Origin of the sequence: Kribbella sp. NPDC023972 (assembly GCF_040639075.1) — a bacterium.
Taxonomy (GTDB): Bacteria; Actinomycetota; Actinomycetes; order Propionibacteriales; family Kribbellaceae; genus Kribbella.
The window spans coordinates 50423-65340 of the sequence record NZ_JBEZZH010000007.1 but is presented as its reverse complement, the minus strand read 5'-3'; the positions used below and the strand labels follow the sequence as shown (position 1 = coordinate 65340).

Here is a 14918-nt window from a genome sequence, read left to right as displayed (position 1 = left end):
CTGCCATCGGCACCCTGCCCTAGACATGGGTAACGAGCCCCCATATTTCCTGGAAGTGCGTAAGCGACCCCCATCTTCGGGATTCGGCGCTGCCGCCAGGAGGTGGGTGTTCGCCGGCCTGAACATGGGTGCCGAACACCCATGCGCGATGCGCTGTCACGCTGCCACGGTTGGCGGGTGCTCTCCCCCGTGAATCCCGGACTGCCCGTCTCAGCGCATTCGGTGCTCGACGTCGTACCGCAGCTGCCCGGTCAGTCTGCTGCGGCCGCGCTCCGGGAGACCGCGGAGGTCGCACAGGCTGCCGACGACCTCGGATACCGCCGGTTCTGGCTGGGGGAACAGCACGGCGTCCGAGGCGTCGGCAGCGCGACACCGGCCGTACTCGCGGCCGTCCTGGCCGCGCGGACGGACCGGATCCGCCTGGGCGCGGGTGGCGTGTTGGTCACGACGCACCAGCCACTTGTCATCGCGGAGCAGTTCGCCGCGCTGGCAGCGGCGTATCCGAGCCGGATCGACCTCGGCGTAGGGCAGCAGCCTGGTCTGGTCCCCAGTACGGCGGCCGCACTCGGCGGTGCCGCCCGTGACACCTTCCCGCAGCGGCTGGACGAGTTGTGTGGGTTCCTGCGTGACGGCCTGCCCGGGCGAGCCCCAGTCGGCGACGTACGGCTGTCGCTGGCTGGGCTGCCACCACCTGTCTTCGTTCTGGCCGATCACCCTGGTGCTGCCGCGACTGCCGCCGTACGAGGGCTGCCGGTCTTCCTGGCGCATCACTGCGCTGCTGCGACGACGGCCGCGGCTGTGGCGGCGTACCAGGATCAGTTCGAGTCGAGCGGGCCGACGGTGAAGCCGTATCTCGCGGTGACGGTCGGAGTGGTGGCGGCGGACTCCGAGGAAGAGGCGATCATCCGGTTCGCGGAGTACGTCCGCGTGAAGACGCGCCTCGCTGCCGCGTCGCCTCGGGCCACACCGGCGGAGCTGATGGAACTACTCGATCCACCGCTGACCGGCCGGGAGCGCGGCAGGGCTGAGCGATTGCTGGACGATCCCGGCCATATCGTCGGCTCGCGGGCCACAGTGGTGTCCGGACTGGGCTCACTGGTCGCCAGCACCGGTGCCGACGAGGTCATGCTGGTCCCGCTCGCCTTCGACGGCCTGGTGAGGTCAGCCATCCTGCGTACCATCGCCGCCGGTCTCACCCGCACGGTCCGGACCATCCCCCGGCACGCCCCACCGCTCATCGCCACAGCCTGAATCTCCCGTCACCGCGACCTAATGTGGGTACTGCCGGACTAGAGAAAGGCGGGCTCATGTCACGGGAGCGGGAGCAGGAAGTCGTCAAGGCGTGTCCGACCGAGTTGTTCATCGGCGGCAAGTGGCAGACGGCCGCAGGCGGGAAGACCCTGCCTGTCGAGGACCCGGCCACCGGTACGACGCTGTGCGAAGTGGCTGATGCGAGTCCGGCGGACGGCGTGGCCGCCCTGGACGCGGCCGTCGCGGCGCAGGCGGACTGGGCTGCGACACCGCCACGGGACCGTGGCGAGATCCTCCGCCGTACCTATGAGCTGATGACCGAGCGGGCCGACGACCTGGCGTTGCTGATGACGCTGGAGATGGGCAAACCGGTCGCCGAGTCGAAGGGCGAGATCGCCTACGCGGCCGAGTTCTTCCGCTGGTTCGCCGAGGAGGCGGTCCGGATCGACGGCGGCTACCAGGTCGCACCGAACGGCAAGGGGCGCTTCCTGGTGATGCGGCAGCCGGTCGGCCCGTGCCTGCTGATCACGCCGTGGAACTTCCCGGCCGCGATGGGCGCCCGCAAGATCGGCCCGGCCGTCGCCGCCGGCTGCACGATGGTGATGAAGCCGGCCGCGCAGACACCTCTGTCGATGCTCAAGCTGGCCGAGCTGATGACCGAGGCCGGGCTGCCTGCCGGTGTGCTCAACGTGATCACCACCAGCGACTCCGGCGGCGTGATGGAGCCGCTGATCCGCGACGGGCGCGCCCGCAAGCTGTCCTTCACCGGCTCCACCCAGGTCGGCCGGAAGCTGATCGAACAGTCCGCTGAGCAGGTGCTGCGCACGAGCATGGAGCTCGGGGGGAACGCGCCGCTGCTGGTGTTCGCCGATGCCGACCTGGACAAGGCGGTCGACGGCGCGATGCTGGCCAAGATGCGCAACGGCGGCGAGGCCTGTACGGCGGCCAACCGGATCTACGTCCAGTCGTCGGTGATGGAGGACTTCGCGACCCGGCTGTCCGAGCGGATGCGTGCGCTGAAGGTCGGCCGCGGGACCGAGGACGGGGTCGACGTCGGCCCGCTGATCGACGCCAAGCAGCGGGACAAGGTGAAGGACCTGGTCGACGACGCGGTCGGCCAGGGCGCCCGGGTGCTCACCGGCGCAGCGGTTGCCTCGGGCAACGGATATTTCTACCAGCCGACCGTGCTGGCCGATGTACCGAGGACCGCCCGGTTGCAGAAGGAGGAGATCTTCGGCCCGGTCGCCCCGCTGACCGCCTTCGAGACCGAGGAGGAAGCGGTCCGGATGGCGAACGACACCGAGTACGGCCTGGTCTCCTACCTGTTCACCAACGACCTGAGCCGGGCGCTGCGCGTCTCCGAGCAGTTGGAGACCGGCATGATCGGCCTGAACCAGGGCATCGTCTCCAACCCGGCCGCACCCTTCGGCGGCGTCAAACAGTCCGGCCTCGGCCGCGAAGGCGGCACCGCCGGCATCGACGAGTTCCTGGAGATCAAGTACGTCGCCATCAACGTGGACTGACGGCCACCGGCATACCGGTCAGCACGCACTCGACCCAGGTCGTGCCCGGCGTGAGGAGTAGCCGCTTGCCGTCCGGGCCGGTGAAGGTGAAGGGATCGTTGACCCCGGCCTTGGCCCAGCGGCCGGTGACCACCTTGCCGCCGGTGAACAGCTGCAGCGGGCCGAAGGCATCGGTGAGGTCGAGGATCGTCATCGAGCCCTTGGCCTGCGGGAATCCACGGTCGGGTGCGGCGCGGAGAACAAGCACGTTGTCGGCCGCGACCAGGGCACCGCCTTCGAGCCGGTGCGGAGACCACTGCTCGGCGCGGCTCCAGCGTTTGGTGCTCGCCTGGTAGATCCAGGTCGCCGTCGCGGGACCGCCGTACCCGATCCGCACCGAAGCTGCCGGCGTACCGAGGCGCCCTGCGGTCGACTGGGCAATGCCGGGGGCATAGGTGAAGTACGGCGTAGGTGCGGTCCGTTTGGTCAGGGCCAGGAGTTTGCTGGGCTGGGCGAACACGTGGTTCGGCGCGGGCCGGCGCGGATCCAGGTGGTAGGTGCCGCGCGCAACGGTCAGGGTCCCGAAGTCGTCGACGTCCGTCATCTTGTCGAAGTACGCGAGTACCCAGCGGTCGGCCATCGTGTTGGCGACGACACCTCGGGTGGGGCCGATCAGTGCCGCGTCCATCGGTCGCAGCGACCGCACCGGACCGACCTGGGCCGGCAACCGCGAGTGGAACACGGCCGCGAGCCGCGTGGTCGACCCGGTGATCGGTTCGACGAACACCAGATCCGCCTGGCCGAGCCCGCGCTGGGGATGAGCGTCCGACGTGTTGGAGACCTTGACTGTCACCGCCGGCCGACTCAGTGGCCCGCGGACGGGTACGCCGGTGAGCGGGGCGCGACCGTTCATCGAGATCGCCCCGTCGTCGGGTTGTGCCGTCGACGTGGTGGGCGCGGTCGGGACCGGGGACCCAGCCGGGGCGTCGTTGCAGGCGCCGGTCGCGACCACAGCGGCCAGGGCCACCAGGCCCACCCGTGTCGATCTCATCCTTCAACGATCGCCCACGACGACCTTTCGCGCTATTCGGCCAGCCAGCCCTGGATCGTCTCCTGGTCCGGGCGTGGGCTGGTGCCGATGGCGTGCGGGACGAAACGGGCGTAGTAGTCGGTGATGGGTCCGTCGGACTCGCGGACCATCATGCCGGCCGCGACACCGTCGATGATCCAGCTGCCGATGACGGCGCGATTCCCGTCGTACGACGGCAGTGGATGCCACTCCTGGTAGACCATCGTCGAGGTGTCGTACGGCCCGTCGTGGATGTGGTCCTCGGTGCCGGCCACGGTGTGGATCCGGATGTTGCTGCCCTCCCGGCCGTGCAGCGGTTTCGCCACCCACTCGAGCAGGTCGCCGGGATCACCGAAGTACGCCGGCAGCAGGTTCGGGTGGTCCGGGTACAGCTCCCACAGCACCGGCAGGATCGCCTTGGTGGACAGCATCGTCTTCCAGATCGGCTCGATCCACCGCACCGGCTCGGGTTCCAGCCCGGCCAGGATGTAGCGGCCGAACTCGTCGTCGAGCATGTCCTCCCACGGGTACAGCTTGAACGCGGTCCGGATCGGCCTCCCGCCCCAGTCGACGAAGGACCGCCGGGCCGAGTCCCAGCCGACGTCCTCGATCTCGTGCCCGTACGTCGCCAGTCCGGCCATCGCGGCGGTGTCGCGCAGGTACGCCACTGTCATCGCCTCCTCGCCGGAGGTCTCGGCGCCGGAGTTGAAGAAGTGCGCCTCGTTACCCGGGAAGTGGCCGGCCGCGAGGTGCTCGGCCCACCACTTGACCAGCCGGTCGTGCACCGAGTTCCACTGGTCGGCGTCCGGGAACACGTCCTCCAGCCAGTTCCACTGGATCACCGCGGACTCGACCAGCCCGGTCGGAGTGTCGCCGTTGATCTCCAGCATCTTCGGCTCGGCCCCGCTCCAGCCCAGGTCGAACCGCGCGTACACGGACAGGTCGTCCCGCTTCAGCGACTCCCGGACCAGCGGCAGAGTGCCGGGGGCGAGGCCGAGCTGTGTGTCGGAGAACCGGTCACCGGAGGCCATCACCGACGCCGCGTGCCTGCACATCTCGTACAGCTCCTCGGTGACGCGCTCGAGGTGCAGGACCTCCTCCATCGTCACCTCGTACCAGGCGCTCTCGTTCCAGTACGGCGTCTCGGTGCCGTCCGGCAGGTCGGTCATCGGGAACACCAGCCCCTGCTCGACGACGGTGTCCTTCCAGCGCGGCCGGGCCTTGATCGCGTGCCGCCACATCAGCCGCCAGAGCTCCCGTGACCGGACTTGCCGAAGCCGCCGCGGGTGATGGTCCCGATATCGCCGCCACCCCTGTCCAGGCCACCGCGCCTGATCGTCGGCGACCCGGTCCGGGGGATCGTGTAGGTGCCGTTGGCAGCGTTGTAGCGACCGCCGACCGGCGGCACGATCGCGCTGCCCCGGGTGGCCATGTAGAACCAGAAGAACCCGGCACCGGACCCGTGGTACTCGGTCTCGTCCTTGCAGTTGTCGTCGTCGGTGCGGGTCTCTGTCTGGGGGTCCACGCAGATCGCGGCGTAGTCCGGCTGCTCTTCCTCACTGGAACAACCCGTCAGCGAGGCGGCCACCAGCGCGGTGAGCCCTAGCGTCACCGCCCCGCTGCGCATCCGCCTACGCTTCCCGGCTTGTGTCACGGCCTGCCTTCCCCCTCGGCCGGCGGCTTCATCGAGAACATGATCGCCGCTCCGACCACCATCGTTACACCGACCACAAGCAGCGGCCCAGCCCCCACATCCGCCACCGCGAGCACCAGCACGACCACGAACGACAGGCTCGCCAGCAACGGCACCACCAGGCGCTGCACCAGTCGCTCACGCAGAGCACCCTTGAAGTACACCGGTACGGCGGCCGCCGTCGCCAGGTAGTACAGCGACACCAGCACCGACACAGCGGCGACAGAGTCGGCCAGTACGGCGTCCGATGTCAGCACCAGCACGACGTACACCAGCACACTCACCCCGGCGAACACCCAGGTTGACACGGTCGGCGTCTGGTAGCGGACCGAGACCCGCGCGAACTGCCCGGGGAACGCGTCCCGCCGGGCCATCGACAACATCGTCCGGGCCGTCGGCAGAATCGTGGTCTGCGTCGACGCCAGTGCCGACACCAGCACCGCCCCGACCAGGACCTTCCCACCCGCCGTGCCGAGCAGATCGTTCGACAGTACGGCGAAGAAGTCGTCGTCGGCGATGTCCGCGAGCGGATCCACCCCGGCGTACGCGACCGCGGCCCACGCGACCACGACGTACAGGACGATCAGGAAGCCGCTCGCGATCAGGGCAGCGACGGCCGGTGTACGCCGCGGGTTGCGCGACTCCTCGTTGACGCTGAAGGACGAGTCCCAGCCCCAGTACAGGAACACCGCGACCAGTACGCCGGCCGCCCACGCACCCTCGCCGGTCGCCCCATCGCGGATATTGAGTGATCCCGCTTCACGCAGCGCGTTGATCGCGAACCACAGCAGCGCGACCACTTCGACCGTCAGCAGCACGAACTGCGTGGCCGCCGCGACCCGGATGCCGCGATAGGCCAGCAAGGCCATCACCATGATGAAGGCGGTGCCGAGCCCGGCCTGGGCGAGCCGTGAGTCGGCGGCGCTGTCCAGGCCGAGCAGCAGGTAGGTGTAGACCGCGGCGACCTGAGCGAGGTTGCTCATCACCAGCACACACGCCATCACCGTGGTCCAACCGACCATCCGCCCGGTGCCCAGGCCGAACGCCCTCTCGGTCCACGGGAACGTCGTACCGCAGTCAGGCTCGGTCCTGTTCAGCTCACGGAAGCACAGCGCAACCAGGATCACCGGCACCGCACTCGCCGCCAGCACCAGTGGAGCCGCCGCGCCGGTGTACCCGGCGAGTAGTCCCACCGACACAGCCAGCGAGTACGCCGGTGCCGTCGAAGCAATGCCGATCGCGGTCGAAGAGCCGACGCCCAGCGCGTCCCGCCGCAGACTCCGCCCCCGCGACTCCCGTTGAAGGGCCATGGTGGGCCAGTATGCCTGCCTTCTCAGCTCACCAGGTCGTTGGCCGAGCGCAGAACGGGTACACCGACGCTGGTCGGCGCCTCGGATGCGGTGACGTGGAAGGTGTGGGACTCGCCCGCGGAGAGGGTGATCAGACCGGAGTCGACGCGGGCCGCCGGGTCCAGGCGGTCGGGGAAGAGCGCCAGATCCTTGGCCAACGCGGTCGCGGTCACGGTCACGTCGTACCCCTCGTCCGTCGGCACGACCGACGCGGTGTAAGCGTCGCCGGCCAGGCGCAGCGCGGTGTCCTCGACGAAGTACCAGTACGTCGTGGTGCCGTCGGCACCCCGGACCTCGAGGTACTCACGAGTCGGGTCGGTCGGGTTGACGATCGACCCGGGCAGCGAACTGAGCGTTGCCGACCGCGGCTCGACCTCCAGGGCGAAGGTCTCCCGGGCGAGCAGGTCGGAGCCGGTGGACCGGCGGGTGACGGTCAGCTCGGTCGACCACGTCGCATCGGTGTCGTTGTGCGCGGCAACTACCAGCTCGCCTTCGCGGGGCTGGACGGTCAGCAGCCGCTCGGCGTACACGCGCTTCAAGGCGAACCACAGCGGCTTGCGGATGCCGTGACCGTCGACGGCGGCCCAGGAGACGACCGGCCAGTTGTCGTTCAGCTGCCAGACGACGGCACCGGTGTTCAACGGGTACAGGCTGCGGAAGTGTTCGATGCCGAAGGCAATCGCCCGGGCCTGGTTCAGCTGGGTCGTCCAGTGCCAGTCGTTGATGTCCTTCCACTTCGGCAGGTGATCACCCAGACCGCGTTCCAGCTTGAGGTTGCCCTCGAACGCCTTCTGGTGCACGAGCATCTGCTCGCCGTACGGATCCAGCGGCTCGTCGTGCACCACCGACGTCAGCGTCGACCAGGCCGGCGGTCCCTGGAACCCGAACTCCGACACGAACCGTGGCTTGTACTTCCGGTACGTCGTGTAGTCCACCTGGTTCCAGACGTCCCAGATGTGCATGGTGCCGTGCCGCTCGTCGTTCGGGTGGATGAACTGGTCGAACGAGTACGGGCTGCCCTGGGAGTACGGCGTGCGCGGGTCGAGCTCGGCGACGATGCGGGGGAGCAGGTCGAAGTAGTAGCCCGCACCCCAGGGTCGCCCGGCCAGCGGCACCCGCCAGCCCCACTCGACGTACCCCCAGATGTTCTCGTTGTTGCCGTTCCAGACCGCGAGGCTCGCGTGCTTGCTGAGCCGCGTGACCGCCTCCCGCGCTTCGGCCTCGACCTCGGCGGCCAGTGTCTCGTCCTCCGAGTACGCCGCACAGGCGAACAGGAAGTCCTGCCAGACCAGGATCCCCTGCTCGTCGCAGATGTCGTAGAAGTCCTCGCTCTCGTAGATCCCGCCGCCCCACACGCGCAGCAGGTTCATCCCCGCGTCGACCGCGTCCTGGATGCTGGTCTCGTACGTCGCCCGGTTCAGCCGCGTCACGAACGCGTCGTCGGGGATCCAGTTCGCCCCGCGCACGTAGATCGGCTTGTCGTTGACCGACAGCACGAACTGCGTGCCGTCCTTGTCGGGGTCGACGTTCAGCGAGACGGTCCGGAATCCGACCCGGCCGTGCCAGCGATCACCGTGTGCCGAGACGGTGACGTCGTACAACGGCTGCTCGCCGTGTCCCCGCGGCCACCAGCGGTCGACCGTATCGACGGTCGACGTGACCGAGGCGGTCTTGGTGCCGGCGGCAACAGTCAGCTCCGTGGTGGTCCCGCCGACCTCGACGGTGACGGTCACGTCCTCGGTGAAGCCGTCCGCCCAGGCCAGCGTGAACTCGGTGTTCAGTACGCCGCGATCCCCGTCGAGGCCGGCCAGCGGGCGAACCGAGTCGATCCGGACGCCCGACCACGACTCGATCCGGATCGGCCGCCAGATGCCGACCGTGGCGACGTCCGGTCCCCAGTCCCAGCCGAAGTTGCTGGCCATCTTCCGCAACGCGTTGTACGGATGGAGGTTCGTGTGCGGCCAGGTCCCGTACCCGGCCGCGATCTCCTCGGCCGCCGTCACCGGCCCGGCGAAGTCGATCACCAGCTCGTTGCCTTCGGCTACCAGTAGGCCGGTCACGTCGAACCGGTAGGTGCGGTGCTGGTTCGCCGTACGCCCGATCTGTTGGCCGTTCAGGGTGATGGTCGCGACCGTGTCGAGGCCCTCGGCCACCAGTTCCTGGACGTCGTTGCCGTCCGCAACCCACTCGAACGACGTCCGGTAGCTCCAGCCGGTCCGCCCGATCCACCCCAGCGCGGACTCGTTGTCACCGTCGAACGGATCCGGGATCTCACCGGCCGCCAGCAGATCGGTGTGCACCTCACCCGGAACCGTCGCGGCGATCGTCTTGCCGAACTGCCCGTCGAGCGCACGCACGGTCCAGGCGGCGCCGCCCGCGGTGGTCAGCGGGACTGCATTCACGGATGTCACAGGAGCTCTCCAGATGAACCGGTTTAGTTGGCGCACACCGCTCCCTGGGGCCGGGGGCGGTCTGTCAGGGACGGAATCCCCGGCGAACACGACGGTTCACCGGGGATCCAGCAGGAGTGCGGTCACAGGGTGGCGGCGTGCACGTCCCAGTCGCCCGGCAGGATCGGCGCGACCTCGACCGTGCTGGTCACGTCCACGAACGCGCCGGTGTCGATCGACTGGGTGATGGAGGCCATCACGTCGACGATGTGGAACGCGAGTGCGCCGGTGGCCCGGTGCGGCCGGTCCTCCCGGATCGCCCGCGCCATGTCCAGCACTCCGGTACCGCGCTCGGCCGACGCCTCGGTGTTCGCGATCGTCTCCCAGTCCTCCGCGCCGCGGCGGCGGATCTTGATCTCCCCGTCGAACCGGTTCGGGTCCGGTACGGCGAGGGTCGCCTCGGACCCGGTGATCTCGACCAACCCGGCCCGCGGCAGCGGCGAGTCGAAGCTGAAGATGCTCTGCGACGACTGTCCCGACTCGAACTTCGCGATCGCGCTGACATGCGTCGGCACGGTCACGTCGAAGTCGGTGCCCGCGAGCGGGCCCGAGCCGATCGTCCGCTTCTCCCGCGACTTCGAGCCGAGCCCGGCCACCGCCGCGACCGGCCCGAACAGCTGGACCAGCGTGGTCAGGTAGTACGGGCCGATGTCCCACAGCGGGCCGGCGCCCTCCTGGAACAGGAACGCCGGGTTCGGGTGCCAGGACTCCGGGCCCGGGGACTGCATCAGGGTCAGCGCGGTCAGCGGCGTACCGATCTCACCGCGCTCGATGATCCGGCGCGACTCCTGCAGGCCCGGGCCCAGGATGGTGTCCGGCGCGCAACCCAGCCGCAGGCCGGCGTCCTTGGCCGTCGCCAGCAGCTTGAGGCCGCTGTCCTGGTCCAGGGAGAACGGCTTCTCGCTCCACACATGCTTGCCTGCGGCAACGGCTGCGAGGGCGACCTCGACGTGGGCGATCGGGATGGTCAGGTTGACCACGATCTCCACGTCCGGGTGGCTCAGCACCGCCTCGGGACCCCCGTGGGTCTCGATACCGTACTGCTCCGCCTTCTCCTTCGCGGCTTCCGGCCGGAGGTCGCCGATGGCGTGCACCTTCAGGTCCGGAAAGCTCTGCATGCTCTTGATGTAGGCGTCGGAGATCACCCCGGCGCCGATCACGCCAACTCCCACAGCGCTCATCGACGTCCTCGCTTCGCTCCGGGCGCCGATGAGGCACACGGCGGGCTGTGTCTGACAATGAACTCGCTTCGCTCGGTCATGCCGGTGCGCCCTCTCCGGTCAGGAACTTGTAGCTGCCCTCGACCGCGTCGAAGATCTCGCCGCTGAAGTCATCCAGCTCGACCACGCGCAGGGCGTTCGGGACCGCGGCCAGGATGTCCGCGACCGCGATGGTGCCGGCGCCGACCGCCACCTGGGCCTTGTTGTCCAGCGTCCCGTCGCCGTCCTTGACGTGGATCGCCTTCACCCGGTCGCCGAGCTTGGCCAGCAGCGCCGGTACGTCGGCACCGCCGACGGCGGCCCAGTAGGTGTCCACCTCGAGGACCACGTCGTCGGACAGGTTGTCGACCAGGATCTCGAGCGCGTGCACGCCGTCCACCTTCGACTCGAGCTCGAAGTGGTGGTTGTGGTACCCGACCGTGATGCCGTGGTCGGCGGCCTCGACGGCGGCCTTGTTCAGCGCCTCCGCGGTGGCCTTGATGTCATCGGCCGCCTGCCAGCGCGCCGGGTCGACGTACGGGTCCACGACGGTGCTAATACCGAGCCGCTTCGCCGCGGCGTAGATCGGGCCGCTGTCCTCGCGGAGCAGGCCGGCGTGCGTGGTGGGTGCCGACAGTCCGTACTTGGGCAGCGCCTCGGCCAGGCGGTCCGCGAAGGCGGTGACACCGAAGGGCTCGACCTTCGTGTAGCCGATCTCCGCGATCCGGGCCAGGGTGGCGTCGAAGTCCTCCTCGAGCTTGCCCCGGACCGTGTACAACTGGAGGGACAGGTTGTCCACTGCGACCATGGTTTCTCCTCGTCGCCGATGCCTCGCCCGCTGCCCTGGACTCCGCACCGACCTGCTTGCCGAACCGGTTAAGTAACGACGGCAACCGTATCCCACCGGCCCCACCCCACACCACCCTCAGCCCAACCACTGGGCGGTCACTTCCACCCCTCGCGCACGACCCCAACCCCCCACCCTGGTGCGCCAACCCCCGACCCCAGGGGATATCCCCCGAGATCGGGGGTTGCCCACTCGAATTACGGATGGGCAACCCTCCAGCCCAGGGGTTATCCCCTCGCGTCGGGGGTTCTCCACTCGTGTGCGAGGGGGATCCCGCAAGGCGTGGGGGTATCCCGAAGGTGGGGTTTGGGATTTGATCAACGGTTACTCTCCGGGGCGGGATGATGACAGGGTGTAGAGATCGGGTGCACACTGGAAGGATTCCGGACCGCCCCGTCAGCGGCCCGGCGCCCGTTCGAAGGAGGCCGTCGTGGCCCGAGTCACCATCAAGGAGATCGCCCGTCGGGCAGGCGTCTCGAAAGGCGCCGTGTCGTACGCGCTGAACAACCAGCCGGGCGTCTCCGAGGCCACCCGGGCGCGGGTCCGGAAGGTCGCCGAGGAGCTGGAGTGGGCGCCCAACTGGGCCGCCCGGCAGCTGTCCGCGGCACGCAGCGAGACGTTCGGGCTCGTCCTCGCCAGGACCGCGAAGACCTTGAGTGAGGAACCGTTTTACATGGGCTTCGTCGGTGGTGTGCAGTCCGTGCTGGCCGGCAAGTCGTACGCGCTCGCACTCCAAGTCGTGGCGGACCTGCCCGAGGAGATGGCGACGTACCGGAAGTGGGCCGCGGAGCGCCGGGTCGACGGCGTGATCGTGGTGGACCTGCGGGTCGACGACCCGCGGATCTCGTTGCTGCGCAAGCTCGGCGTACCGGCCGTACTGGTCGGCGATCCGTCCCTGGCCGACGGGATGGCGTGTGTGTGGACCGACGGTACGTCGGCGATGACCGCCGCGGTCGAGCATGTCGCGTCCCTGGGGCACCGCTCGGTCGCCCGCGTCGCCGGTACGCCGGAACACGGGCACGTGTGGATCCGGGACCAGGCGTTCGCGGCCGCGAGCCGTCGGCTGCACCTGGACGTCCAGGTGCGGCACACCGACTTCTCCGCCGAGGGGGGTGCGGCGGCGACGCGGGAGCTGCTGTCGACCGTCAAGCCGACCGCGATCATCTACGACAACGACCTGATGGCGGTCGCCGGTCTCGGCGTCGTCCACCGGCACGGCCTGAGGTCACCGCACGACGTCACGCTGGTCGCCTGGGACGACTCGACCCTGTGCAGGCACACGCATCCGACCCTGACCGCGATGAGCCACAACATCGTCGCGTACGGCGCCGAGGTCGCCAGCCGCCTGCTCGACCTGCTGAAAGGCGCGAGACCGCAAGCACACCTGTACTCGACCCCTTTGCTGATCGTCCGCGACAGCTCCGGCCCACCGCCCGGCTAGCAAGCAGTCACCGTGACCGGTACTCCGTTGACCGCGGCGGTGCCGGCCACGGTGTCGGTGAGCTCGGAGTCGGTCACGTCATTGGCGCTCGGCCCGGCGACCTGGTTCGCGACGGTCAGCCGGGCGCCGGGCCGGCCGTGTCCGAAACCGTGCGGCAGACTGACGACGCCGGGCATCATGTCGTTGCTGGCAGCAACCTCTACCGCGACGGTGCCCGCCGCGGAGCTGACGTTGACCAGCTGGCCGTCGGTCAGGTCGCGCTTGGCCAGGTCCTCGGGGTTCATCAGCAGCTGGTGTCGCGGCTTGCCCTTCACCAGCCGGGCCGAGTTGTGCATCCACGAGTTGTTGTTGCGCAGGTGCCGCCGACCGATCAGCAGCAGCTCGCCATCGTTGCCGGTAGCAAGTGATTCCAGTCGCGGCAGATCGGCCAGGATCATCCGCTGGGCCAGATCGATCCGCTTGTTCCTGTGGTGGAGCGCCTCCGGCAGCGCCGGCTGCAGCGGTCCGAGGTCGATCCCACCCGGCGACTTCCGCAGCTTGCCGACCGACAGCTTGTACGGGCCGATCCGCAGTCCGAGGTCGACGATCCGCCGCGGCGACAACCGCAGCCGTGCCGTCGCCATCACCTTGCGGCCGCTCATCGGCGTACGCCGAAGCAGTGCCAGCCCGAGATCGCGGAAGATCTCCCAGTCGTGCCGGGCCTGTGGTGGTTTCGGGAGTACGGCGTCGTTCCACCGGGCCGTGTTGCGGACGGCGAGCTGGTGGAAGATCACGTCGTAGTGATCGCGTTCGAGCGGTGGCGCGGGCGGCAGGATCACGTTGGCGTGCCGGGTGGTCTCGTTGATGTACGGGTCGACGGCGACCATGAAGTCCAGCGTGCTCAGCGCTTCGTCGAGCTTGCGGCCGCTGGGCGTGGACAGCACCGGGTTCCCGGCGATCGTCACCATCGCCCGGATCCGGCCGTCGCCGGGGGTCAGGATCTCCTCGGCCATCGTCGACACCGGCAGCTCGCCGCCGAACTCGGGCAGCCCGCGGACCCGGCTCTTCCACACCCCGAGATGTCCGCGGCCGAGACCGAGCAGCGCGTTCACCGCCGGCCGCGGGAACATCGTCCCGCCCGGCCGGTCGAGGTTGCCGGTGATGATGTTGAGCACCTGGATCGCCCACTGACACACCGCCCCGAACTGCTGCGTCGACACCCCGACGCGTCCGTAGCAGGCGGCCCGGCCGGCCGTCGCGAACTCGTGCGCGATCCGCCGGATGACGTCCGCGCCGATCCCGGTGATCCCGGCCGCGCGTTCCGGAGTCCACGGCTCGACCGCCTGCTCGACCGCGTCGAGTCCGTCGACGTACGCCGCCGTACGGGCGTGGCCCTCGGCGATCACCTGGTGGATGAGCGCGAGCAGGAACGCCGCGTCGGTGCCGGGCCGGACGAAGTGGTGCTCGTCGGCGACGGCGGCGGTCTCGGTCCGGCGGGGATCGATGACGACCACCTTGCCGCCGCGCTTGTGCAGGTCCTTGAGGCGCCGGCCGAAACCGGGAGCGGTCATCATGCTGCCGTTCGAGGCGAGCGGGTTGGCGCCCAGCATCAACAGGTACGACGTCCGGTCGATGTCCGGGACCGCGATCATCAGCTGATGCCCGTAGAGCAGGTACGACGCGAGCATGTGCGGGAGCTGGTCGATCGAGGTCGCGCTGAACCGGTTCCTGGTCCGCAGCTGTCTCACCATCGTCGGCAGGTGCGTCAGCGCGCCGAGGCTGTGCACGTTCGGGTTGCCGAGGTAGACACCGACCGCGTTCCGGCCGTGCTCGCGCTGGATCTCGGTCAGCCTGCTGGTCACCAACTCGTACGCCGCGTCCCAGCCGATCTCCTGCCAGCCGTCGGCGGTACGTCGTACCGGCGTGGTCAACCGGTCGGGGTCGTCCTGGAGGTCGCGAAGTGCCACCGCCTTCGGGCAGATGTGACCCCGGGAGAGTGGGTCGGACTCGTCACCGCGGATGTCGGTCACCCTGCCGTCCTCGACGGTCACGAGCACACCGCAGATCGCTTCACACAGGTTGCAGGAGGTCCGCCGTACTGTGGTCGCCATCCAGCCAAACTACCCCTGGGTAGCCTC

The 14918-nt window shown here is 69.2% G+C and carries 11 protein-coding genes; 3 read left to right on the top strand and 8 right to left on the bottom strand.

From position 1 onward, the window contains the following. Window positions 1-177: 177 nt before the first annotated feature. Together AB0F43_RS26515 and AB0F43_RS26510 are read left to right on the top strand one after the other, a co-directional pair. A complete protein-coding gene (locus AB0F43_RS26515) occupies window positions 178-1251 on the top strand; it encodes an MsnO8 family LLM class oxidoreductase (RefSeq protein WP_360482251.1) in 1074 nt (357 codons plus the stop codon). Between the two features lie 56 nt (window positions 1252-1307). Then, window positions 1308-2774, top strand: a complete 1467-nt coding sequence (locus tag AB0F43_RS26510) for an NAD-dependent succinate-semialdehyde dehydrogenase (RefSeq protein WP_360482248.1) — start codon at window positions 1308-1310, stop codon at window positions 2772-2774. Here AB0F43_RS26510 and AB0F43_RS26505 read toward each other — a convergent pair. From AB0F43_RS26505 to AB0F43_RS26475, 7 genes are all read right to left on the bottom strand, one after another. Then, window positions 2761-3804, bottom strand: a complete 1044-nt coding sequence (locus AB0F43_RS26505) for a DUF3048 domain-containing protein (protein ID WP_360482245.1) — start codon at window positions 3802-3804, stop codon at window positions 2761-2763. The two genes, AB0F43_RS26510 and AB0F43_RS26505, sit on opposite strands and share 14 nt — an antisense overlap. A gap of 32 nt (window positions 3805-3836) precedes the next feature. Then, window positions 3837-5063: a glutathionylspermidine synthase family protein gene (locus AB0F43_RS26500; protein ID WP_360482242.1), complete on the bottom strand. Its 1227-nt coding sequence runs from the start codon at window positions 5061-5063 to the stop codon at window positions 3837-3839. Continuing rightward, window positions 5063-5449, bottom strand: a complete 387-nt coding sequence (locus tag AB0F43_RS26495; protein WP_360482239.1) for a hypothetical protein — start codon at window positions 5447-5449, stop codon at window positions 5063-5065. The genes AB0F43_RS26500 and AB0F43_RS26495 overlap by 1 nt, the downstream gene beginning before the upstream one ends. A 23-nt stretch (window positions 5450-5472) precedes the next feature. Continuing rightward, window positions 5473-6825, bottom strand: a complete 1353-nt coding sequence (locus tag AB0F43_RS26490; RefSeq protein ID WP_360482236.1) for an APC family permease — start codon at window positions 6823-6825, stop codon at window positions 5473-5475. Window positions 6826-6848: 23 nt separating this feature from the next. Continuing rightward, window positions 6849-9275, bottom strand: coding sequence for a glycoside hydrolase family 2 protein (locus tag AB0F43_RS26485; protein WP_360482233.1), 2427 nt, complete (start codon window positions 9273-9275; stop codon window positions 6849-6851). A gap of 122 nt (window positions 9276-9397) precedes the next feature. Continuing rightward, complete coding sequence (locus AB0F43_RS26480; RefSeq protein WP_360482230.1) at window positions 9398-10495, bottom strand: Gfo/Idh/MocA family oxidoreductase; 1098 nt, start codon at window positions 10493-10495, stop codon at window positions 9398-9400. A 76-nt stretch (window positions 10496-10571) separates the two neighbouring features. Next, window positions 10572-11321: a sugar phosphate isomerase/epimerase gene (locus AB0F43_RS26475; protein WP_360482227.1), complete on the bottom strand. Its 750-nt coding sequence runs from the start codon at window positions 11319-11321 to the stop codon at window positions 10572-10574. 469 nt (window positions 11322-11790) lie between these two features. Here AB0F43_RS26475 and AB0F43_RS26470 point away from each other — a divergent pair, with 469 nt between their 5' ends. Further along, window positions 11791-12801, top strand: coding sequence for a LacI family DNA-binding transcriptional regulator (locus tag AB0F43_RS26470; protein WP_360482224.1), 1011 nt, complete (start codon window positions 11791-11793; stop codon window positions 12799-12801). On the opposite strand, the gene AB0F43_RS26465 is transcribed toward AB0F43_RS26470, so the two are convergent. Beyond that, complete coding sequence (locus AB0F43_RS26465; RefSeq protein ID WP_360482221.1) at window positions 12798-14891, bottom strand: molybdopterin-dependent oxidoreductase; 2094 nt, start codon at window positions 14889-14891, stop codon at window positions 12798-12800. The genes AB0F43_RS26470 and AB0F43_RS26465 overlap by 4 nt on opposite strands. Window positions 14892-14918 lie beyond the last annotated feature (27 nt).

What these genes read in the sequence shown, in the direction of transcription:
- AB0F43_RS26510 (WP_360482248.1), top strand. Translation starts at nt 1,308, where the DNA reads ATGTCACGGGAGCGGGAGCAGGAAGTCGTCAAGGCGTGTCCGACCGAG.
- AB0F43_RS26505 (WP_360482245.1), bottom strand. Translation starts at nt 3,804, where the DNA reads ATGAGATCGACACGGGTGGGCCTGGTGGCCCTGGCCGCTGTGGTCGCG.
- AB0F43_RS26500 (WP_360482242.1), bottom strand. Translation starts at nt 5,063, where the DNA reads ATGTGGCGGCACGCGATCAAGGCCCGGCCGCGCTGGAAGGACACCGTC.
- AB0F43_RS26495 (WP_360482239.1), bottom strand. Translation starts at nt 5,449, where the DNA reads ATGCGCAGCGGGGCGGTGACGCTAGGGCTCACCGCGCTGGTGGCCGCC.
- AB0F43_RS26490 (WP_360482236.1), bottom strand. Translation starts at nt 6,825, where the DNA reads ATGGCCCTTCAACGGGAGTCGCGGGGGCGGAGTCTGCGGCGGGACGCG.
- AB0F43_RS26480 (WP_360482230.1), bottom strand. Translation starts at nt 10,495, where the DNA reads ATGAGCGCTGTGGGAGTTGGCGTGATCGGCGCCGGGGTGATCTCCGAC.
- AB0F43_RS26475 (WP_360482227.1), bottom strand. Translation starts at nt 11,321, where the DNA reads ATGGTCGCAGTGGACAACCTGTCCCTCCAGTTGTACACGGTCCGGGGC.
- AB0F43_RS26465 (WP_360482221.1), bottom strand. Translation starts at nt 14,891, where the DNA reads ATGGCGACCACAGTACGGCGGACCTCCTGCAACCTGTGTGAAGCGATC.